Source organism: Paenibacillus sp. 2TAB26, from assembly GCF_052115145.1.
In the GTDB taxonomy this organism is placed as follows: Bacteria; Bacillota; Bacilli; order Paenibacillales; family Paenibacillaceae; genus Pristimantibacillus.
Genome location: NZ_JBFRGC010000013.1, coordinates 48,964 through 70,380 on the forward strand (window position 1 = coordinate 48,964; position 21,417 = coordinate 70,380).

Here is a 21,417-nt window from a genome sequence, read left to right on the forward strand (position 1 = left end):
ATCATCATGTTTACTCTAAAAGAAAAGCTCTATTTGCTTCAGCTGCTGAAGCAGCAAAATCGGAAACGTTTATTTGGCTTTGGAAAAAAAGACCCGGCGCATGATCGGCTGGTAGAGAAGCTGGAGCAAATGGTTCGAAACGAGCAAGTTAACAAAGAACAACTATAATAGACTGCCATATTTCATGCCACGCATAGTCAGTCACAGGAGGAATTATGACAGGAAAGACCCATCTTGCAATCGGAGCAGCTGTTGGCGCAGCCGCTTCTGTTTATTATCCCTTTACGATCGAGCATGCCGCTTTGTACATTGCCGTAGCCGGATTTTCAGCGCTTAGCGCTGATCTTGACGGACCAAGCATGCTCAGCACCAAGCTCAGCAAGCTATCGAAGCTCATTCGTGAGCTTACGCTTTGGTCCGGGTGCCTGCTAGCCGGAATCGTTGCCTATTATTTTTTCACAGATCAATATCCATCACCGGTGTACATAGGCGTCGCAGCCGCTATCTTCCTGCTGGGTCTTGTTGCTAAACAAGGCGTGATCCGAAATGTACTTGCCAGCGCAGTTGGCTGTGCGGTGATGTACGCAGGCTACTACTACCAAATGAACTGGCTCATCGGCTTCGGACTGTTTTCAGCTTGGGTGCCTTGGCTGAAGCACCGCGGTATGACGCATACAATATGGGCCGTCCCGATTTGGGGATATATCGGCCTTGGACTGGAAAACCAGCTTCAAATCGAAGGGATCGCGATCGTGGCTATGCTCGGTTATTTATCTCATCTCGTAGCGGACACACTCACGCCAAGCGGCGTAAAATGGCTATATCCACTTACGAAAAAATCTTTTAAAATCCGTTTATAATCTAAAATAAAAGCGGCAGCCTGGACGAGTTACTAACGTCCGAGACTGCCGCTTTTTATTTAGCCCAATATCTTCTTGATCAGCAACTGCTTCTAAATAATCGTCTATTTGTCTTGTTTTACTTGCTCCATAAATGCCCGGAAGTTCTCAGCGATTTCTTTTGATTTGGTATGGTGCAAATAATGACCACCTTCAAAGGTCATCACTTTACCATGAACAGAATCTTTTATTTGCTCTTCATGCAGCGGTATCCAACCTTTTACGCCTGTATTATTCGCTTGTATAAAGAAAATAAGGGGAAGCTCTTTTGGGAATGATAAGCTTCGAGCTGCAACAAAATTGGGATAAAGATTTTCCAATTCATTCAAGCTGGTGTTATTAAACATGTTTTTGTTTGACAGCATCTTCATTTGTTTTTTTGTTTCATCATCATATGGCATCCCAGCAAACGGATCCTCGCCAAAACTCGTCATCAATCTGCCGAAACCTGATTGTTTGAGCAGTTTGAAGGCTCCTAATGGCAATTTTTTATCCATACCGCCTTGCGCTGGAACACTCGTATCAATCCCGACAAATGCACTCACTTCGTTTGGATATTTGTTCACATAATCAAGTCCGTAAATGCCTGTAATGGAGTGACCCATTAAAATAAAACGGTCAATATTAAGGCTTTGCAGCGCTTCATGAACTTCACTTACAATATTATCTGTGGTTCGTTCTTTGTCAGTTCTATCACTTAATCCATAACCAAAAGGCTCAACCACGACAATTTTGTAAAATGGCGACAGCTCTTCAATTAGCGGCTTAAAATCAAGCGCTGGTGTCGCAGTTCCTTGACCAGGCAGGAGCACGATTGTTTCTTCGCCTTGTCCCTGAATCAGAACATTCATATTTTTCCCGTCTACCTTTACAGACTGACCATAGGGTTTTATTTTACCTTCTTCTGATTTGCTGCTGATCTTATTAACGACAAATACTGTAGCTACAAAAAGGACGATTGCTATAACTATTACTGCTAATACTTTAAGTAAAATGAACAATATTTTTTTCATTTTACTGGCTGGTTTTTTACCTGTTTCCAAATCCATTTTCTTTACCTCTCGTATGCTCACTCACATCTTCTCCTGTCATTAACTCTATGTTGGGCTCTCTTAATGGGCCGCTAAAGAAAGCTTATACGACGAAGATGTACTCCGCGTGACGACAATATGAACTGAATATGAACAACAAAAAAATGCTGCAGCAACACATGCAAAGAGCTTGCACCTGCTGCCGCAGCATAGAGTAAACGAGCGATGTCGACTAATAAAATATGAATCGAATTACTCTGTCGGAGTAATGATTGGCAGGGTGACAATGAAGGTCGTTCCTCGGCCAGGCTCACTTTCCACTCGAATGTCACCTTGATGAAGCGATACGATCTGTTTAACGATGGCAAGCCCCATTCCGCTGCCTTCATATTTACGGCTGTGGGAGCGATCCGCCTTAAAAAAACGCTCGAAGATACGCTTCTGATCCTCTGGCGCAATACCTATGCCGCTATCAGATATTCGGACGGTCACGTTTTTGATATCTTGTTTGATACTCACTTTAATGATGCCGCCATCCTGCGAAAATTTGATGCTATTGCCGATTATATTAGTCCATACCTGATTTAACAGATCATGATCAGCTGAAAAAATAACGGTAGGCAAATGGAGCTCGAAATCGATATTGCGAGTCGACCACTGCGGCTGTATCGCGACGATAATTCGTCTTATTTGTTCATCAAGTCTAAATGCGGTCAGCCGCATCTGTTGTGACTGTGATTCAAGCAAACTCAGCTTTAGCAGGCTATCACTCATCTTGGACATCCGTTCAGCTTCAGCAATAATAATATCTAGGTAGCGATTTCGATCGTTATCCGCAACATTTGCTTGCTTGAGCGCTATAGCATAGCCGGATATCGACGTGAGCGGAGACTGAACTTCGTGCGAGACATTCGTTACGAATTCTCTGCGCATCTGCTCCAACTGCTGCAGGTCATGCATCATTTCTTCGAAGCTTCGAGCCAGCGTTCCCAGCTCGCCCGTTTGTTTAATATTCAGCTTGACGTTGAAATCGCCAGATGCTATCCGTCTAGTCGCTTTTGTCAGCTTTTTAATTGGTCTTATTAGAAATATGGAGGCAATTAGAATAAATAAGCTGCCTGTAATCAACGCATAAGCGACAAAAGATAATCCCCATTTGAATACAAAAGAAGCAGATGGAGGGGAGAGTGCTTCCACAAACATCGCTTTCGTTCCCATGTCTGTTTTGAGCGGCAATCCTATGAAAGTAACAGTAACCCCCTTCATACGAACCTGAACCATTTCTCCAGCCAGTACCTTCATTACTTGTTCCTTGGCTATTACAGCAGGCTTATGCCCGTGCAGCGCTCCGAAAGACTGGAATCGATCCGTCGTTTCATAAATTCGAATATGATAGGAATTGAGCTGCTTCATTCCACTTACGAACTTGTCCGCATCACGTGAGGGGATGGCCTCATAAATTCGCGCGATGTCTTGTCCAAAATTACGCATCAAAATTTGCGAGTTTTCACTCAATTTTTCTTCAAATGCCCAAGTTGCCACAAAAAAAGCAATGATCGTGCCCCCAATCGTGGAGACTAGAAAAATGAGGACGACTCGTGTATATAAAGATTTGATCATTCGTGCACCTCAAGCCGGTAGCCAAGCCCGCGCACCGTCTCGATATGAAAATCGGTAGTCGTCGCGAAGCGTTCGCGCAATCGTTTAACATGTACGTCTATCGTTCGATCGTCGCCTGCATAATCGATCCCCCAAATTTGATCGATCAGCTGCTCACGCGTGTAGATTTGTCCAGGTGTGCCAGCGAGCTTATAAAGGAGTTCAAACTCCTTGAGCGGCAGCGCAAGTGATTCCGTTCCTCTCATTACTTTATAGGTCTGCCGGTCAAGAATGATGCTGCCTAGCCGAATCGTCTGTGTTGAGCCAATCCGGTACCTTTTCAGAAGAGCTCCAACACGAGCCGTCAGCTCCAATGGATCAAATGGTTTCGTCAAATAATCATCCGTCCCGAGCTGGAAGCCTTTCACCTTCTCCCATGTCTCGCCTCTTGCAGTCAGCATAAGTAACGGAAGATCAGGATTGCTTCTTCGGAGCTCCTTGCACAACGTCCAACCATCCATAATCGGCATCATAATATCGAGTACGACAAGATCAATATGCATCGAGGCATAGACGGCCAGTGCTTCCTTGCCGTCTCCCGCTTCAGCCGTTTCGAATCCGTCGTTGCGTAGAAATAAACAAACGAGTTCGCGAATGTTCGCATCATCATCAGCAACCAGTATAGTAGGCATTCGTTCCCTCTTTCCCTGTTATACATTCCAATTAATAGTAATCATTATACTATAAATCGTGTTGAATGATAAAAACAGCACAGAACAGACAAAAGCAGCTGACCATTGAGGTGAGCTGCCGCTTTTTTATATCAGGTACCGCAAAAAGTTTGGTATGGACGAGTTGATACCCCAGGGAACGTGTAATGATCAGACCGTTCGCGGGCGTGATCGTATGGGCTCGAAAGATCACTCAGAAGCTGCTCCATCACACGGTTGTCGCCTTGCTTCACTGCGGCTTCAAGCGCTTCTTCAACTCGAAGGTTGCGCGGGATTACCGCAGGGTTGCTTGCGCCCATCAACTGATGAGATGCAGCTTTGGATTCCGGCTGCCTGCCAAGTCTCGCCTGCCACAGCTCATACCATGGTGCAAACTCCTCGGTGCCAAAGAGTGCTGTATCTTCTGGTTTATCTAATGTGAACGAGCGGAAGGTATTCGTGTAGTCTGCACCATGCTCCTGCATCATACGAAGCAAATCTGTAATTAGAGCCTCATCTTCAAGCTCTTCATTAAAAATTCCAAGCTTCGCTCTCATTCCACTAAGCCAGCTCTGGTGATACAACTCTGCAAATCCAGATAACGCATCCTCTGCCAGTTTTATAGCTTGTTCTTCATTGTCATGCAGCAGCGGCAAAAGCGCCTCAGCAAATCTAGCGAGATTCCACGCGGCGATACGCGGTTGGTTGCCATAGGCATAACGGCCATGAACGTCAATGGAGCTGAATACCGTTTCTGGATCATAGGCATCCATAAAGGCGCAAGGGCCATAATCAATGGTCTCTCCGCTAATCGACATATTGTCTGTATTCATCACACCGTGGATAAAACCAACGAGCTGCCATTTGGCAATAAGCGCTGCTTGGCGCTTAATCACTTCTTGCAGAAGGCGAAGATAGCGATTTTCAGCTTCGCCAACCTCTGGGTAATGCCTTTGCAAGGTGTAATCAGCAAGTTGTCTGAGTTCTTCAGCCGTACCCCACTGGGCAACATATTGAAAAGTGCCAACGCGCAGATGGCTGGAAGCTACGCGGGTCAGAATTGCACCCGGCAGCTCCGTTTCGCGGTATACAGGCTCGCCAGTTGTGACAACGGCGAGGCTGCGAGTGGTAGCAATACCAAGCGCGTGCATAGCCTCACTTATAATATATTCGCGCAGCATCGGTCCAAGTGACGCCCGGCCGTCGCCTCCGCGAGAGTATGGCGTTCTGCCAGAACCTTTAAACTGAATATCAAACCTCTCACCTGTAGGCGTAATTTGTTCACCCAGCAATAGCGCACGGCCATCCCCTAATCTGTTAAAATGTCCAAATTGATGCCCAGCATAAGCTTGAGCAAGCGGCAAAGCGCCTTCGGGAATTTCATTTCCCGATAGCATAGCAGTACCGTCCTGGCTTAGAAGTGATTGAACATTTAAGCCTAGTGATTTTGCGAGCGATTCATTCATAATATTCAACTGCGGAGAGTGCACAGGCGGCGGGCTCATTTTTGTGAAAAATGTTTCCGACAGCCGTGCATAACTGTTGTCAAAGTTCCAACCTGTTTTATCTAATGCTGTTTCCTCAGTCATCGTATCTCCTATATTCTTGTGTCGTTTATCTTCGTTATTGCATGGTCATCTAATGAAAAAAAGTCATAAATACCATTTATCACCTAGATGGTTCCCATTTCTTTGCAAGGCAATTCGGTTTTTATAGATTGATTATAACACCATTTCCTCCTTCGCTTCTCCTCTTTGAACCTGAGCAAGCGATTGTGGGTGGTATGACTGGTCCAATACTATGAATTGCAAACTTCGAATAGGAAAATGAATGCATAGCCATTGAACAGAGTGCTGCATGATCAATCTAAGTACTTCTCGGGATATAGCAGCTTCTGCAGCCTCAAAAGGATCGCCGCCGCTTGCTCTCGGACCAGCGTCTGCCGCGGATTGAACATGCCGTCGCTGCCGACCATCACCTTATACTCGTTGACGGCTTGGATAGCGTGGAGACTCGTCGCGGATAGACCCTTAATGTCTCCGAACGCCATTCGACCCTCACTGCCGAAGGTTGCTAATCGACCAGCATTTGCGGACATCATCGCTGCCTCTTCGCGGGTAATCGTACGCTCTGGCTCGAACCGACCGGATGTACGGTCAGTAATGCCGAGCTTTGCAGCTCTTGCGATTTCGTCGCTGTACCATTTGCCCACTGGAACATCATTAAAGGGAGAGCTGCCAGCAGGCAGATCCGTAGCGCCGTGTACCAAGCGGAGCAGCATGGCTGCGAATTCAGCGCGAGACAACGTCTTTTTCGGAGCCAGTACATTATCCTTCACGCTTACGCCCTGGATGTAACCTTCATAAAGCGCATGTGCCATATTTTCTCTTGCCCAGCCGGCTACTTGATTAGCATCCTTAAAGTCAGCCAACGGAGGAGCAGAGACCGATAAATAGTAAAGATTTTTGGCCACAGCAGGCGCAGCATCCTTCCGATACCCAGTTAGAGTAACGACATGCACACCGGAGGGCATTCCCGCAAAAGCCACTTTCCCTTTCGCATCGGTCACCATCGTCTTCCCACCGACTGTCACCGTTATATTCGGCGCAGGCAGTTGACCCGATTTACGATTTGCTTTCTTAACGAACAGCTCGAAAAGTGAATTTGCTGAAGGCCGTCCTTCTGCTAGTTTGCCGTTCGCATTTGAGCCATTAACAACGACTAAGTCGATAACCTCAGTTGTGTCCGAACCATAATAAAGCAGCAATCGACTTCTATCACTAAGAACATTCCCGCTGCCAGTATTTTCTGGGAACATCCAACTTCCATCTCTACTGTACTCAGCGAACTTCCATCCATTCTTTCCGCCGTATTGGAGGACGTCGATTCCTTTAATTGAGGTGATTACCTTCTCCCCGGAAGAAGCTGTCTTCATTTCGTAGGCAATTCCTTCTTGCTTAAGGAAAGCAAGAGCTGTATCTATTGCCTTACCGCCACTAGGAACGCGTCCTTGTGCGATCGTACCTGTAGGCCCCTCGATCTGAATAATCGCGCTGCCCGCAGCCAAATTCAAGTCATCGATCAGCCGTTCTTTGCCATTCACATACAGCTTATAAGCGGTCAACGCCAAATAAGCGTGGAGCGTCGCCGTCATATCCAAAACGCCATCGCTGCGCTCCGAGAATCCACCTTCATCCAATCGACGAGACATCAGAAAATCGAGCGGCTGAGCGCCTCCCTGCTGCGCGAACGCAGCAGCGTCCATTCGTTGCGATGACAGTGCAATGATAACCTGGGCTGTCGCCGCTGTGCTGAAGTCGAAGCCACCGTCGACTGATTGCTGCATGCGCAGCCACTCCAGCGCTTTCTGCTCTGACTCCGTCAGCTCCCGATCTTGCGTTCTCGAAATGAGTGACAATCCTGTCAAAGCTACAGCCGTTGCCATAGCACTACCTTTCCCATTAACGGACTCGGACCAGCTTCCATCTTTCAGCTGCTGATTTGTGATGATATGAGAAAACGCGTCAGGATACCAGAAAGGGTTTGAATTAGGAGAGTAGGGACTGGAACTCTTCGCCACGATATAAGCGGGTACGAGTTCATATATCCCCTTCTTCTCAAGGTCAGGATTGTTCAAAACGGCTGAGAAAAAATCAAGACCAGCGATATTGTTAATGTTGCTGCCGCCAGCAGCAGCATAAGCGATCACCGTTCTTGTCATATCTATATACGTATCAAATCTTCCCCCATTATTTAATATGACATCTGCTTTCTCCTCCAGAAAGCCTTTTGGGACTGCTCGGCCGTTCTTTGCAAATCCGATCGCCGCCCAATCCGAGAACGGTTTCTGATCAAATAGCAATTGCTCCGCTTCCTTTAATGCATCCTGCATGTCTGTTGTGAAGGCCAGCGAACGATCGACCTTGCTGCTCGCGTTAACGCTGCCGCCAGATGCCAGCTTCTCCGCCGTATTGGCTGACGCGACGCCAATAAGCAGCTGCAACATCAGACATCCAGCCAGAAAGACGCGCCCCATTCTCATTATTAATTTCAATCCATTTTGTTTCATTCGTATTGCTCCCCCTCCTGCAAATCAACGTAAATCGTTTTAATGGTAAAATTTACACTAATTGTTAGACGGTACAAAACCTTATTTGTTTCGGCTGATCCGAATAAATAAAAAAAGGCGATAGACTAGGGCGTCATCATGACGTCCTAGTCTATCGCCTTATAGTTGGGCAATAGCAGGCTGGCTTAATTCCATACCTGATCCAATTTGTCTGAATAAAAAAGGGCAGCTCTCTTGTACGACTGAATTCCCTCATCAGTGCTCGTTTCGGCTAATTGCTTCAATAAAATTTCCATTGCCTTGTCATAAGCCTTCAAGTTGTATTGAACCATCGCATAAAACACCTGAAACTCTCTACGTTCTGGAAACTCTTTTATTGCTGCTTCAAATATACGTTTTGATTCATCATACATGCCTAAAGTACGATATGTACTTCCTAGGCCTAACAATGCCCCTTCTCTTTCTTTACCTACTAATCCTAGTTCCAACGATTTTTCATAAAAAGGGACGGCTTCCCTTTCGAGTCCCATAGCATCATGAACCCAAGCTAGTTGATACCATATTGAAGCGTTCTGCGGCTCTTCTTTGACTAAATCTATCAGCAATGTCTTGGCTTCTTCCAGTTTCCCTGCTTCTCTTAAACTTATGGCTGTATGAAGCTTATCCATGATATTCATTCCTTTTAAAATCAATTCATTTCATTTATCATATCATATTTGAGAAATCAGCCTAATTCTAGTTTATTTATAAAACAAAATCGGATCTGATCCTATCAAAAAGAGCAGGCTGCCGTGGCAGCCTGCTCTTCTGTGATTTTTATTATTAACCTAGCTTACACCTGCAAAGAATGTTTCGCACGAGCGATCTGTGTCGCTTCAACCATATTGCGCAAGGAATCAACGGTTTCTTCGAGTCCACGTGTTTTAAGTCCGCAGTCTGGGTTAATCCAGAATAACTTCGGATCAAGCACACGCAAAGCGCGTTCGATCATACTCGTCATTTCCTCCACTCGCGGAATACGCGGGCTGTGGATGTCGTATACGCCTAAACCTATACCCAGCTTGTAAGTATTCAGCTCAAAGCTATGAATCAATTCACCATGACTGCGTGAAGTCTCGATGGAGATAACATCTGCATCCATCGCTTCAATGGAATCAATCATGTCATGGAACTCGCAATAACACATATGCGTGTGAATTTGCGTCGTATCCTGAACCGTGCATGTAGTCACACGGAAAGCTTTGACAGCCCAAGCTAAATAGTTGGCTTGGTCTTCTTCCTTAAGCGGCAGACCTTCGCGAACCGCAGGCTCATCAACCTGAATCATCCCAATGCCCGCTTGCTCAAGCGCTTCTACTTCTTGTCTAAGCGCATAGGCAAGCTGGTAAGCGATTTGCTCACGCGTAATGTCATCACGGACGAACGACCAGTTCATGATCGTGATCGGTCCCGTAAGCATTCCTTTAACTGGACGTTCAGTCTTCGACTGAGCATACTTCGTTTCCTCGACAGTCATTGCTTCTTCAAACGCTACATCTCCAAAAATAATTGGCGGCTTCACGCAGCGGGAGCCATACGACTGTACCCAACCGAACTGAGTGAACGCAAAGCCCGCAAGCTTCTCACCGAAAAACTCAACCATATCTGTCCGTTCAAATTCGCCATGCACGAGTACATCCAGTCCGATTTCTTCCTGAAGCTTAATCCAGATATCGATTTGCTCACGGATGAAGCTAGCGTATTGTTCATTGTTCCAATCACCCTTGCGCCATTGTTGACGGGCTTTGCGCACCTCTGCGGATTGCGGGAAGCTGCCAATTGTCGTCGTTGGGAAAATCGGCAATTGCCATTTTTTCTGTTGGGCAATATGACGCTCAGAAAATGGCAGATTGCGTGTTGGATTCTGCACGCTAATAGCGGCTACGGCTTGCTGAATGCTGCTGCGATTGCGCTCGCCTGATTGCTTAAGCGCCTCTAGAGCAGCATCACATTTCTCAAGCTCAGCAGTAATGAAAGCATCTTCCGAAGTAACTGCTTTCGCAAGAAGAACAATCTCATCCAGCTTCTCATCCGCAAATGCTAGAGCACCCTTTAGTTCAGACAATAGCTTAGTCTCATTTTGCACTGTGACTGGAACATGAAGCAGGCTGCAAGATGACTGTACAATTAGCTGTTCAGCCGTTACGACTTCAGCCAACTCTTTCAACAATGCCAATTTATCGCGAAGTGACGCTTTCCAGATGCCGCGGCCATCAATGACTCCTGCACCTAGAACCTTGTCCTGAGGGAAGCCAAATTGTTTAATGGATGACAAGTTTACGGACAAACCGTGTACGAAGTCAAGCCCAATTCCTTTGACCGGCAACGCAACGATGTCAGTATAGTTTTCTACGGATTCGAAATACGTTTGCAGCATGATGTTTAGATTAGTTACCGATGCAGCAAGCGTGGTATAAATATTTTTTAGGCGACTGCGATCAGCATCGCTAAGTTTTGTTACCAGAATTGGTTCATCTATTTGTACCCACTGAACGCCTTCTTTTTCAAGCTCTTGCAGGATCTGCACATAAAGCGGCAGCAATCGATCCAGCCAAGCATCCGTCTCTGATTGACTATATCCTTTGGACAGCTTCAAGAAAGTTAATGGGCCGACAATAACGGGTTTTCCCTCGATACCGAGCTTTTCTTTAGCTTCCAAATATGCGATAAGCGGCTTATTCTCTGTAAGTACAGGTGCTGCTCCGTCCAGTTCAGGTACGATGTAGTGATAGTTGGTGTTAAACCACTTGGTCATTTCGCTTGCCGTTGCATCCTTCGTTCCGCGGGCAATGCCATAATAAACCGACAGTGGTACTGAACCGCCTTCGTAAGTGAAGCGCTTCGGAATGATCCCGAACATCGTTGCTGTATCAAGAATGTGATCGTAATAGCTGAAATCATTGACCGAGATAAGGTCGATGCCTTTCTCCTGCTGCTTGCGCAAATGATTCAAACGGATTTCTTGAAGCTTGCCATGGAACTCTGATTCTTCAAGCTTGCCTGCCCAGAACGCTTCTAGCGCCTTCTTCCATTCCCGATCCGCACCAATACGTGGATATCCCAAAACACTGCTTTTCACCATCTCGTAACACTCCTATACAAATTGTTACAAGAAAGATAACACGTATTCACTGTTATAGAGTAACTGGATTAAACTATATCTAGTCATAGCCTTAAGCTATACCCGCATTTTTATTTGCCAATCGCTTGTTTGAGCGCCTCAATATATGCTGATCCAAGCTTGGATAAGGAAGCATTTCGCTGCGAAATCCAACCTACATTGATCGTCTCCTCGCAATCGAGCGGTACTGGAATAATCTCATTGCCGTTTAAATCAGCGCTTAGAACACCAGTCGATATCGTATATCCGTTTAGTCCAATTAGGAGATTGAACAGCGTCGCCCGATCGTTTACACGGATGCTTTTTTTATGAGTCATCGTACTTAAAATTTCTTCTGAAAAATGAAAAGAATTGTATTCGCCTTGGTCAAAGGACAAATAGGGATAATTTTGAAGCTGGTCTATGGTCACGATGGATTGATTGGCTAACGGGTTATTAATGCTGATGAAAATATGAGGCTTAGCTGTAAATAAGCTAATAAACTGTAAATTCGCCGTTTTGAGCAGCTTATTGATTACCTTCCCATTGAACTCGTTAAGATACAAGATTCCAATCTCGCTGCGCAGGCTTTTAACATCTTCAATAATTTCGTAGGTTTTAGTCTCACGTAATGTTAATTCATATTCTTCCTGACCATACTCGCGAACCAAACTGACAAATGCATTCACTGCAAAAGCATAATGCTGAGTAGAAACCGAAAAATGCTGCGGCGAAGGCTTGGCATTCAGGTAACGGCTTTCCAACAATTCCGCCTGCTCAACGACCTGCCTAGCATAACTTAAAAACTCAACACCTTCCTTAGAAAGTGAAATTCCTTTATTAGATCTCTCGAAAATCTCTAGCTGCATTTCCTCTTCCAGATCCTTAATGGCATTGGAAAGACTAGGCTGAGAAATAAACAACCGCTTGGCTGCCTCATTAATGGAGCCTCGATTGGCGACCTCAATTACGTATTTTAATTGTTGTAGAGTCAATGAAATACTCCCTTCTAACATCCTGCTTGTCTTTCTTATATTATACATATAAAACAAGCCAAACATTGCATCGCCTGCCGTTTAAGCATAAGAAAAAGGAACCCGAATTGCAGCGGATTCCCAAACGTTCTTTAAAGCTATCGATGGAAGACTGACTTTACGTCCATCCTTCAGTTTTTCGCTATAGCACTGCTTTCAGTACAATCATTCAATATACCTCTACTGATGAAGGGTGCGATCGACACCAGTGCTTTTAAGCCTTCTTTCTCAAAAGCTTTTTTTGCACATTCGTCAATTGCCTCTGTACTTATAAATGGCGCCAGCGATACAATGGCATTTATGCCCTCTTTTTCAACGGCTATCCTCGCGCATTCATCAATGACTTCTTTACTAATAAACGGGGCGAGTGACACAATGGCAGTTATGCCTTCTTTTTTAACCGCCATCCTCGCACATTCATCAATCGCACACTGACTAATAAATGGGGCCATCGATACGAGTGAATGTATACCTGCTTTTTCAAAAGATTGCTTCGAGTACTCGTCAATCGCAGATTCACTCATAAAGGGAGCTAACGATACGAGTACATAAATGCCCTCTTTTTCAAACACCTGTTTTGCAAATCTGTCTATCGTCTCATCACTAACAAAAGGAGCAAGAGCCAAAAGATCGCCTATTTCAGCAACCTCCTCTGCATTCGCAACGAATTCATCCACTTGCTCTGTTTTGAGCAATGGTGCAATTTCGGAAATATCTTTAAGTGAAACTTCATTATGTTGTAAATAATCTTCTGTTGAATGATCCAGCATACTTCTAAGTAGTTCAGTACCTTTGCCTTCGTCTAAAATCTCATCGATACTGACATCAAAAATTTCTGCGATCTGGGGAAGCTTAGAAATATCAGGCATCGTCTCTCCCCGCTCCCAATTGCTCACCGCCTGATAACTGATATTAAGTCTGTCTGCTAATCCCATTTGGGTAATTCCGATCTTCTTCCTTAGCTTTGAAATATTTCTGCCTACCTTCATCATATCAAACACTGTCATCACCCCTTCGTTCAAGATACTTTCAGTGTATATTTGACCCTTCTTTTTGTATATCAAGCGGTGCTTGAGTTGAGAATTTCTCAAACTAGATACAATTCAAGTAGTGCTTGCAAGGCCTCACGATGCTCATTCAACCAGTTATTTCGTGTTTGAAATTGATTGAGTATATAGTTGAAGTTAGCTTCAATCGGTTTACCTGAGTAATGCTGGCCTATATAAATATAGAGAACTGCAATATGATAAATCTGCGTCATGAGCTGCAAATGATTAATTTCTTGTATAGTTGCCTTACGATAAACGGCATACCCCTTAATATAGGCTTCAGTCATTTCCAAAGATCCATCCGACATTTGCAAAATATGATTAAGGCTAATGACAAATTCCATAAAACTAGCATCAATCGAAGTGAAATCAAAATCCAATACGCCACATATGTTGTTGTTGTGGGACAATAGGTTGAATATGAGCAAATCATGATGAACGAGCTGCCTTGGCAAACTTTTTAGCTGGTGAATAGACATCTCAACGGACAAAATCGTATCTTTATAGAAGTTCAGGTGGGATTCAGAAATGTAAAATGGCGGATTTTCAATAAAAGAAGTTATATCATTACGATGGGCGAGTGGATGAAGATCATAAAGATCTGAGAAAGCTTTTCCATGGTGGTCTAGCAGATCAGTTTCATATTCGCTCAGTGTTGAAGAGATTTCTCCAACGACATGACCAAATTTCAAGGCTTGTTGTGTTTCTACTATTTCTGGTACACGGCCTTCAATAAATGATACGACCGCACCTAAAGTACCGTCTGCTAATTGTATGTATTCATCCCCATTGAGCGCCCGAAGAAATACAGGCACTTGAAATGTAAGATTACTGCCACTCAAAAACGAAGTTATTTTCGATTCCATTTCCATGCTTTGTACATTTTTCGTATAACGATCGTAGATGCGGACTACATATTTTCGATCATTGATTTTAACAATCTTCGTGAGGTTTGTTAGACCAAAAGGAACAGACTCGATTTCATAGCTCGGATGAATAAAATAATAGTGTATTAGCTCATCGATTAATGTCGACATCATATCCCCCTAATCCTAATTAAGAATTCTGTCTTTCTATTTCCGTGCCTTCACAATGAGAAAATGAGGATTAGTCGAAAGACGATCATACCAACGCTTATACCAATCCATAGCATCTGGTTTATCTTTAAAAGCTAAATCCGGCTGCGGCTCGATGATTTGATCAATGATAAATTGGGCAGATGTGACATTCAGAATCTCTTGAAGAGGCCTCCTATAAAATGTAACCTCCACTGGGCCAGATTCTTTCTTGTTCCAGGTTTCCATAAGCAGCTCGTGAGCGAAATAATCAGGTCTTTCAAAATGTTTAAAGTCCATAAATGGATGATGTACGGAGAAAATAACTTGTCCACCCGGTTTCAATATGCGATGGAATTCTTGAAAGGTTGGCGCCCAATCATCGATATAGTGCAGGGTTAATGAGCTTACTATAAGGTTGAATGTTTCGTTTTTAAATGGGAGGGGCTCCGTTAAATCACAAGCGAATACTTCTGCCTCATGATCAACTCGCCTTTTGCATGCTTCTACCATAGCAGGACTCAAATCAATAGCCGTTACTTGAGACCCACGCTTTAAAAATTGCTCCGTGTACCAACCTGCAGCACAGCCAGCATCAAGGACTGTAAGTGATTTCATATCATTTGGCATAAGTTTCATCATTGCTGGCCGCTCATAATAAGCGTTGTGCCCGCTCTCAGTATCCACATGCTTTTCGTAGTCTTTTGCAAGTTTGTCGTACGCTGTGACAACCTTTTCCTTCATTTTGTTCACACCCTCCTATTTCTAGCTATAACAGCAGCTTGATAATACCATAATTTTTCAGTTATGAGGTAAAAGACAGCCATAATAATGGCTGCCTCCTTTTGGATCATATGATTATATTTTAAGAGCTGGAAAAAATGCTAGAGATATGCTCACAAATTTCATCCATAACCTATCAAAAACAAATTTGAAAAATGCCACGTAGAAATAGCTAGCGGGATAATGGATAACAGCTTAAGCCAATTCTTTTTAGCTACAAATCCGACCACTAACATGATTACTCCTATGATTAACAATACAATTAGTGCTAAAAATGACATATTGATGCCTCCCAGCTCGTAATCCAGCAATCATCTGCTTCCTTACAAATCAATTCTAATAAAAACCTTTTCTTGAAACGAGTACCAACTTTTTGTAGTACCTGTTCATATATGGTCTCTATCATCTTGCTTGATTGTTAAGAGAAGCTTGCCAGTACAGAGCGTTTAAACGAGGTTAATCAAGGTCAGTGACTAGCTCTTCTGCCCTACTCTTTAATTGATTATTTCGATGCTCCAAAAAACTTTTCATGTACCTTCTTAATATCAATCTCTCTGTAATCCATCCAACTATTCCAAACGGAGCTTCAAAAACCAATATGTCTTTCATTAATGTCATTCCATCATGTTCCTCAAATAAATGCTCATGTCTTAAGCTTTTAAAAGCCCCCTTACTCATTTCGTCTACAAAAAGATAGGGTCTTTCATATTCCGTAATTTTCGAGGTTAGTTTTTGTCTGATTAGAAAATGAGTAGCCTGAAAGGTCACGGTTTCTCCCTTATTAATCATGCCTTCAATCGTTCCTGCTATGGCCCTCTCTTTCGTATGTTTCCAGACCGTTTGAGTATGTACTTCTATATTCCTCGCTAGATCAAAACAATGATGAATTGGAGCATTTATAAGAACCTCGGTTTTAACAGTAACCAATCCAAACACCTCATTAAGCTACAAATACTCTTAAAGCCAGCATTGTACCCATTTTTAAAATAACTCTTTAGGCAGCCCATGATCAGAAATAATTAATAAACACCTTCCCGAGCTGCAACTTCATTTTATCATTACTGGAAATTCACTGCCTGTCAGCATAATAAAATAAAGTTTAAAAATTTTTTTTGGAATCTGTCGATTTTCAAATTTCTCATTCGTTGTCTAAATAGAGGCTGAGTTCATCGGTTATCTACAAAAATAATCCAAACTATGGGATGAGAGGATGTTATAAGATGGCAAAACACACAACTTATATGATGTCGGAGGACGCAAAAGCTCAAGCTGAGTTCTATACTCATGCACTTGGTGGAGAGATCCTGTCCGTTATGACGCATGGACAGCTTCCTGATGCAAAGGAAGAACTCAAGGATAAAGTGGTTAACTTGAGTCTGATGGCTGGAGGAATTCACTTTTTAATGTCCGATTCTGTATTTGAACCAATCATTCGCGGAAATGCCATACATCTGTGTCTCGAGTATGATGCAGAGGCTGAAGCCCGCGAAGCCTTCGATAAGCTAGCTGTAGGCGGCAACATAAAGTGCCCGTTAGAACCCGCATTTTGGGGCACATTATTCGGACATATCGAAGACAAATACGGCGTAATGTGGATGATCACCACCGCTGGACCAACTGCCTAAACAATAATTGCAAGAGCAAAGCCCGCCCGAAAATAATTTCGGGCGGGCTTTTTTGGGGATACAAGAGGAACTGTACAACTGCAATTCCTCCACCATAGTTATCCGTTAGTTGAATATATTTGAGGGAATCTCGCCATCGGAAAAGTAACGGATTACTTTATTTTTTTCTTTAGCATATTGAATTTCTTTTTTTGTACTGTTGCCTATATATCCATCAACATCAATTACGAATATTTCATCAGAAATATCTATTTTTCTAAAATGTAGATGCCCTAGTAACTCTGCTTGTTCTTCTGTAATTTTAAAACCATCGCTTTGTTCAAAAAAAGCAACGCTAATAACAATATTGCCTTGAAGTGTAAGAAACGCGTTTGCTTTTTCAAATTGATCTTTGAATTTTGTAGAACCGCATAAAGTTATTACTGACATATTCAATTCCTTTCTGATGATGCTTTTATTATAGGGTATCCATTGATAACTTCAATTCCGTTTTCATTCATCCAACAAGCTGGATATTTTCAATTTGACATGTGAGTGCTGTTCAATTTGCGTTTGCAAGAAATCTTCAAATGATTCAGAGAGCATAACAATCCCCTTATCACTTCCTTCATACCACTCCAGGACAGGTGAATTGTCATTTCCATTTAACTCAAAAAATCGAATTTCATATCCTTGATGCATCGAGAATATAAATGCGTTCTCTAAAAGTATTATCGGATAATTATTCTCTCTTACTAATTCTCTAGCTTCAATCTGTAAATCCCTCAATTGCGAGAATTCAATATCGCTTCCTTGAAACAATTTCCCATGATTATGACCAGCTGCCAATAAGAATTCTTGATAAGCAAATGGTAATTTATTGCCAATCTCACTTTCTAATAAGTTAAGTTCTGCTTCTGTACATCCTTCAAATGGTATATTCGTTTGCAATTTGTTATCATGCAACAGCTTCAATATTTGATGTCTATTCAGAACAAAATCTCCTATTCTCTATTGAGTTTTCGTTATACATAGATTCTTTGCATCCATCCCTTAATGAAAATGCATAGTGATACGGTCAGCTGTTACCGTTATTTCAGTAACAGACATCTGAACTTACTCTGTGTACCTAACTACTTGCCAAAAAAGGCTCTATGTGAATGTGTACGTAGGAAATGCTGTGCAATTCAGCAATACGTTTCTCAATTTGTTCTGAAATGTCATGGCTTTCGCCTACATTTAGCTGATGGTCTACGGCAATCGTTACGTCTACCAGTTTGTTATTCCCGTGAATACGAGCTTTTATATCAATTATTTTCTCTACACCTGGGGTATCGGAAACGGTTTGTTTAATGGTTTGAAGTTCTTCATGATCGAAACCGTCTGTAAGCGCATGCGAGCAATCACGAAAAATATCCCATGCTGTTTTACAAATAATGATGCCTACAATTAGAGCTGTGACTGGGTCAAGCCATGGCAAGCCAAATTGTGAACCGATGATGCCAACAAAAGCACCCATGCTTACAAGAGCATCCGAACGATTATCTTGTGCGGCCGCCATCATTGCGTGACTGTTTATTTTTTTTGCTAAACGAATGTTGTAAAGGTAAACGAAATAAATGGCTATGGCACAAATTAGGGCAGTCCAAGCTGCAATAATATCAGGTGATTCAATTGTTGGAGCTCTGAACTTCATAACCGTCTGATACAAAACTTGCAAACCTACAGCGAACATTATAAAAGAAGCGATTAGGGCAGCTACCGTTTCAGCTCTGTAATGACCATACCGATGGTTTTTGTCCGGTGGTTTCCGTGATATTTTAAGCCCGATCAACACGGCTATAGAAGCAATAATATCGGTTGAGTTGTTCAGACCATCAGCTGATAAGGCTTCGGAGCCAGTGAGGTAACCTATAATTAACTTTATTGCGGACAAGAAAATATAAGCGCCAATGCTCAGCCATGCACCTTTTTCGCCTTGTTTGATGTCATCATACGTTTCTTGCACTTATTTCACTCCCAGTCGGTTTTGCAGAACAAAACCTATGTTACTTGATAGAATGCGTGTGGGTCTAGAGAAACAGTTTTGTTTTTGGCATCAAAAATAAGCTCAGACAAACAGTGTTGCACAGCCCCAATTTTTAAAATCGAGTCATGCAACTGGAAAATAATAAAACTGGCCTTTGATTGCACAAAAAAAACAGCAGCCCTATGGCTGCTGTTTCGTTTAAACGATACGATTTTTAGTCAAAGTTTCCCGTCAGTTCAATCGTTTTTGTGGCGACACGGTCGTGAAATTCACGATCATGTTCCACGAACACAATGGTCGGTGCGTACTCATGCAGCAGCTCCTCAATCTGCATCCGGGAAATGACGTCAACAAAGTTCAGCGGTTCGTCCCAAATATGCAGATGAGCCTCTTCACATAGACTTCTCGCGATCAGAACCTTTTTCTTCTGTCCGCCGCTAAACGCCGACATATCCTTCTCAAACTGGATACGGGCGAAATCAAGCTTTCGCAGCACGCTCTTAAATAAACTTTCGTCGATTCCGTGCTCTGCTGCATAATCCGAAAGAGACCCTCGCAGATGAGAAGTATTCTGGGATACATAGGAAACGCGCAGCTGAGGATCAAGCCGAAACGTACCCGTATAGTGAAGCGCCTCACCGTTTAGCAGGTGGAGCACGCTAGACTTACCCGAACCGTTTGGACCCGAAATGGCGATCCGATCCCCTTGTTCGATCGTCAAGCTAACGTTCTCGCAAACTGATTTTTCCCCGTAATAAATCGAGACGTGATCCAGCACAGCCAGTTCAGATTTGGAATACGCGAGTTGAGAGATCACAAGGCTTTCTGACTGTTCAATATTTCGAAGCAGTTTCGATTTCTCTTCAACAGCGGCATTTTGCCGCTGCTCAATGGATTTCGCGCGTTTCATCATTTTAGCAGCTTTGTGCCCGACATATCCTTTATCCAGCTTGGAACCAGAGTTTCGTGTGCCGTTTTTCGATTTTTCAATCTCGTGGGACCAGCCGCTCGTGCGTTTGACAGAGCTTGATAAACGCTCGATATCTTTATATAGCTTTTCGTTTTGTGCCAATTCGAACGTGTCCTGGCGAGTTTTGTTCGTCCACCAGCTGGAGAAGTTGCCTTTTTGAATGTCTATATTTGTTTTGTTGATCGATAAAATATGATCGACACAGCGGTCAAGAAATGAGCGGTCATGTGACACAAGAATAAAACCGCGCTTCGTGTTTAAATAATCACCGACGAGTTTACGTGCATGCAAGTCGAGATGATTGGTTGGCTCGTCGATGAGCAGAAAGCGATTGTCCTGAATGAACAGCACGGCAAGCAGTACCTTCGTTTGCTCGCCTTGGGACAGCGTTTCGAATGGCCGGTACAACACATCTTCCGAAACCTTAAGCAGATTCAGTTCACGCATCAGCTTCCAGCGCTCATAGTCTGGCACGATTTCTTCGATGACGTCGACGGTCAAATATTCCGGATGTTCGACGGGAAACGGAAAATAATCAAAGGCAACGGGTGCGGAGATCGTACCGCTGTATTCGTATTTCCCCTGCAGCAGGTTAAAGAACGTCGTTTTCCCCCGACCGTTTCGCCCTGTAAACCCGAGCTTCCAGTCTGTATCGATTTGAAAATGAACATTTTCGAATATGAGGTCATAGCTGCCTGGATAGGCAAATGTGAGATTAGATACTTGAATCGCGGGCATGGCGATCATCCTTTCGTATGAAAATAAAAAAGAGACGCAAGAAAGGTGCTTTCTTGCGTCTCTAATCCATACGAGGAAATACAGCCCCATTTTATGGGACTGGATGACTATCCGGATAGGGAGCGCAAACGAAATGCAGACCTTTCTTGCAGAGACGAAATAAACCAACCACAGCGGATCGCTGAGTTCGTTCTTTTCGTGATCTCACAGCAAGAAAGTTCTACATTGTATTCGTTCAACTCCCGTCATCAAAATTAGGTACAGTTTATCACAATCTTAATTTAACTACAACCTGCGAAGTCCCGTCATACGCTCTGAGCCATATCTAATTAGTTCTTTTCGATAATAGATTCTCGAAGGCTCTTAGAAAGACTTTTGACAACCAGCTCGTAAGAATGATCAATCATTTCAAAAACATCCGACTCTGGCAAAGAACCGTCGATCGTAATTGTATTCCAATGTTTTTTATTCATATGGTATCCTGGTCGAACAGCCTCGTGCTGTTCCCTTAAGTTTTCCGCAATAATCGGATCACATTTTAGGTTTAAGCGAAGATGCTCCCCTTTGTCCTCAAAAATAAACGCGAATATTTTACCTGCAACTTTGATGACCAACGGTTCGAATCCGAAGGGATAATCCTTAGACGCTCCGTTCTTCGTTAAACAGTATTCGATGATATTATTCTTCAAAACAGCAGCTCTCCTTCTA

General features: G+C 43.3%; 20 protein-coding genes. 3 read left to right on the forward strand and 17 right to left on the reverse strand.

Annotated elements, in window-relative coordinates:
• Positions 1–6 precede the first annotated feature (6 nt).
• Positions 7–168 carry a hypothetical protein gene (locus tag AB4Z50_RS16400; protein WP_339204950.1) on the forward strand — a complete coding sequence of 54 codons (162 nt, stop codon included), beginning with the start codon at positions 7–9 and terminating at the stop codon, positions 166–168.
• Between the two features lie 47 nt (positions 169–215).
• Complete coding sequence (locus AB4Z50_RS16405; protein ID WP_441880688.1) at positions 216–860, forward strand: metal-dependent hydrolase; 645 nt, start codon at positions 216–218, stop codon at positions 858–860.
• A 104-nt stretch (positions 861–964) separates the two neighbouring features.
• Here AB4Z50_RS16405 and AB4Z50_RS16410 read toward each other — a convergent pair whose 3' ends face one another.
• The 12 genes from AB4Z50_RS16410 to AB4Z50_RS16465 all read right to left on the reverse strand — a co-directional run bounded on the left by AB4Z50_RS16410 (position 965) and on the right by AB4Z50_RS16465 (position 16,295).
• Positions 965–1,948 (reverse strand): alpha/beta fold hydrolase, encoded by a 984-nt coding sequence (locus tag AB4Z50_RS16410; protein ID WP_441880817.1) that lies wholly within the window; start codon positions 1,946–1,948, stop codon positions 965–967.
• Positions 1,949–2,182: 234 nt separating this feature from the next.
• Positions 2,183–3,550, reverse strand: coding sequence for a sensor histidine kinase (locus AB4Z50_RS16415; protein WP_441880690.1), 1,368 nt, complete (start codon positions 3,548–3,550; stop codon positions 2,183–2,185).
• Complete coding sequence (locus AB4Z50_RS16420) at positions 3,547–4,221, reverse strand: response regulator transcription factor (protein WP_339204952.1); 675 nt, start codon at positions 4,219–4,221, stop codon at positions 3,547–3,549. Before AB4Z50_RS16420 ends, AB4Z50_RS16415 begins: the two co-directional genes overlap by 4 nt.
• A 131-nt stretch (positions 4,222–4,352) precedes the next feature.
• Complete coding sequence (locus AB4Z50_RS16425) at positions 4,353–5,828, reverse strand: protein adenylyltransferase SelO (RefSeq protein WP_441880692.1); 1,476 nt, start codon at positions 5,826–5,828, stop codon at positions 4,353–4,355.
• A 272-nt stretch (positions 5,829–6,100) separates the two neighbouring features.
• The gene (locus AB4Z50_RS16430) at positions 6,101–8,308 is read right to left on the reverse strand and encodes an S-layer homology domain-containing protein (protein WP_441880694.1); all 2,208 of its coding nucleotides are present in this window, start codon (positions 8,306–8,308) and stop codon (positions 6,101–6,103) included.
• Between the two features lie 185 nt (positions 8,309–8,493).
• Positions 8,494–8,976: a tetratricopeptide repeat protein gene (locus tag AB4Z50_RS16435; RefSeq protein WP_441880696.1), complete on the reverse strand. Its 483-nt coding sequence runs from the start codon at positions 8,974–8,976 to the stop codon at positions 8,494–8,496.
• A gap of 164 nt (positions 8,977–9,140) precedes the next feature.
• Positions 9,141–11,429, reverse strand: coding sequence for a 5-methyltetrahydropteroyltriglutamate--homocysteine S-methyltransferase (metE, locus tag AB4Z50_RS16440; RefSeq protein ID WP_441880698.1), 2,289 nt, complete (start codon positions 11,427–11,429; stop codon positions 9,141–9,143).
• Between the two features lie 110 nt (positions 11,430–11,539).
• Positions 11,540–12,442: a LysR family transcriptional regulator gene (locus AB4Z50_RS16445; protein WP_076267414.1), complete on the reverse strand. Its 903-nt coding sequence runs from the start codon at positions 12,440–12,442 to the stop codon at positions 11,540–11,542.
• A 170-nt stretch (positions 12,443–12,612) separates the two neighbouring features.
• A complete protein-coding gene (locus tag AB4Z50_RS16450; protein ID WP_441880699.1) occupies positions 12,613–13,473 on the reverse strand; it encodes a helix-turn-helix domain-containing protein in 861 nt (286 codons plus the stop codon).
• 95 nt (positions 13,474–13,568) lie between these two features.
• Positions 13,569–14,567, reverse strand: coding sequence for a phosphotransferase (locus AB4Z50_RS16455; protein WP_441880701.1), 999 nt, complete (start codon positions 14,565–14,567; stop codon positions 13,569–13,571).
• A 36-nt stretch (positions 14,568–14,603) separates the two neighbouring features.
• Positions 14,604–15,329 (reverse strand): class I SAM-dependent methyltransferase, encoded by a 726-nt coding sequence (locus AB4Z50_RS16460; RefSeq protein ID WP_441880703.1) that lies wholly within the window; start codon positions 15,327–15,329, stop codon positions 14,604–14,606.
• A 495-nt stretch (positions 15,330–15,824) separates the two neighbouring features.
• Positions 15,825–16,295, reverse strand: coding sequence for an SRPBCC family protein (locus tag AB4Z50_RS16465; protein ID WP_441880705.1), 471 nt, complete (start codon positions 16,293–16,295; stop codon positions 15,825–15,827).
• A gap of 293 nt (positions 16,296–16,588) precedes the next feature.
• Here AB4Z50_RS16465 and AB4Z50_RS16470 point away from each other — a divergent pair, with 293 nt between their 5' ends.
• Complete coding sequence (locus tag AB4Z50_RS16470; RefSeq protein WP_339204961.1) at positions 16,589–16,993, forward strand: VOC family protein; 405 nt, start codon at positions 16,589–16,591, stop codon at positions 16,991–16,993.
• 105 nt (positions 16,994–17,098) lie between these two features.
• On the opposite strand, the gene AB4Z50_RS16475 is transcribed toward AB4Z50_RS16470, so the two are convergent.
• The 5 genes from AB4Z50_RS16475 to AB4Z50_RS16495 all read right to left on the reverse strand — a co-directional run bounded on the left by AB4Z50_RS16475 (position 17,099) and on the right by AB4Z50_RS16495 (position 21,398).
• Positions 17,099–17,422: a hypothetical protein gene (locus tag AB4Z50_RS16475; RefSeq protein ID WP_441880707.1), complete on the reverse strand. Its 324-nt coding sequence runs from the start codon at positions 17,420–17,422 to the stop codon at positions 17,099–17,101.
• Positions 17,423–17,485: 63 nt separating this feature from the next.
• Entirely contained in the window at positions 17,486–17,947 is a 462-nt protein-coding gene (locus AB4Z50_RS16480) for an SMI1/KNR4 family protein (protein WP_441880709.1), read from the reverse strand.
• A gap of 154 nt (positions 17,948–18,101) precedes the next feature.
• Positions 18,102–18,980 carry a cation diffusion facilitator family transporter gene (locus tag AB4Z50_RS16485; RefSeq protein WP_441880711.1) on the reverse strand — a complete coding sequence of 293 codons (879 nt, stop codon included), beginning with the start codon at positions 18,978–18,980 and terminating at the stop codon, positions 18,102–18,104.
• A gap of 235 nt (positions 18,981–19,215) precedes the next feature.
• The gene (abc-f, locus tag AB4Z50_RS16490) at positions 19,216–20,709 is read right to left on the reverse strand and encodes a ribosomal protection-like ABC-F family protein (protein ID WP_441880713.1); all 1,494 of its coding nucleotides are present in this window, start codon (positions 20,707–20,709) and stop codon (positions 19,216–19,218) included.
• Positions 20,710–21,038: 329 nt separating this feature from the next.
• Entirely contained in the window at positions 21,039–21,398 is a 360-nt protein-coding gene (locus tag AB4Z50_RS16495; protein ID WP_076267250.1) for an MmcQ/YjbR family DNA-binding protein, read from the reverse strand.
• Between the last annotated feature and the right edge of the window lie 19 nt (positions 21,399–21,417).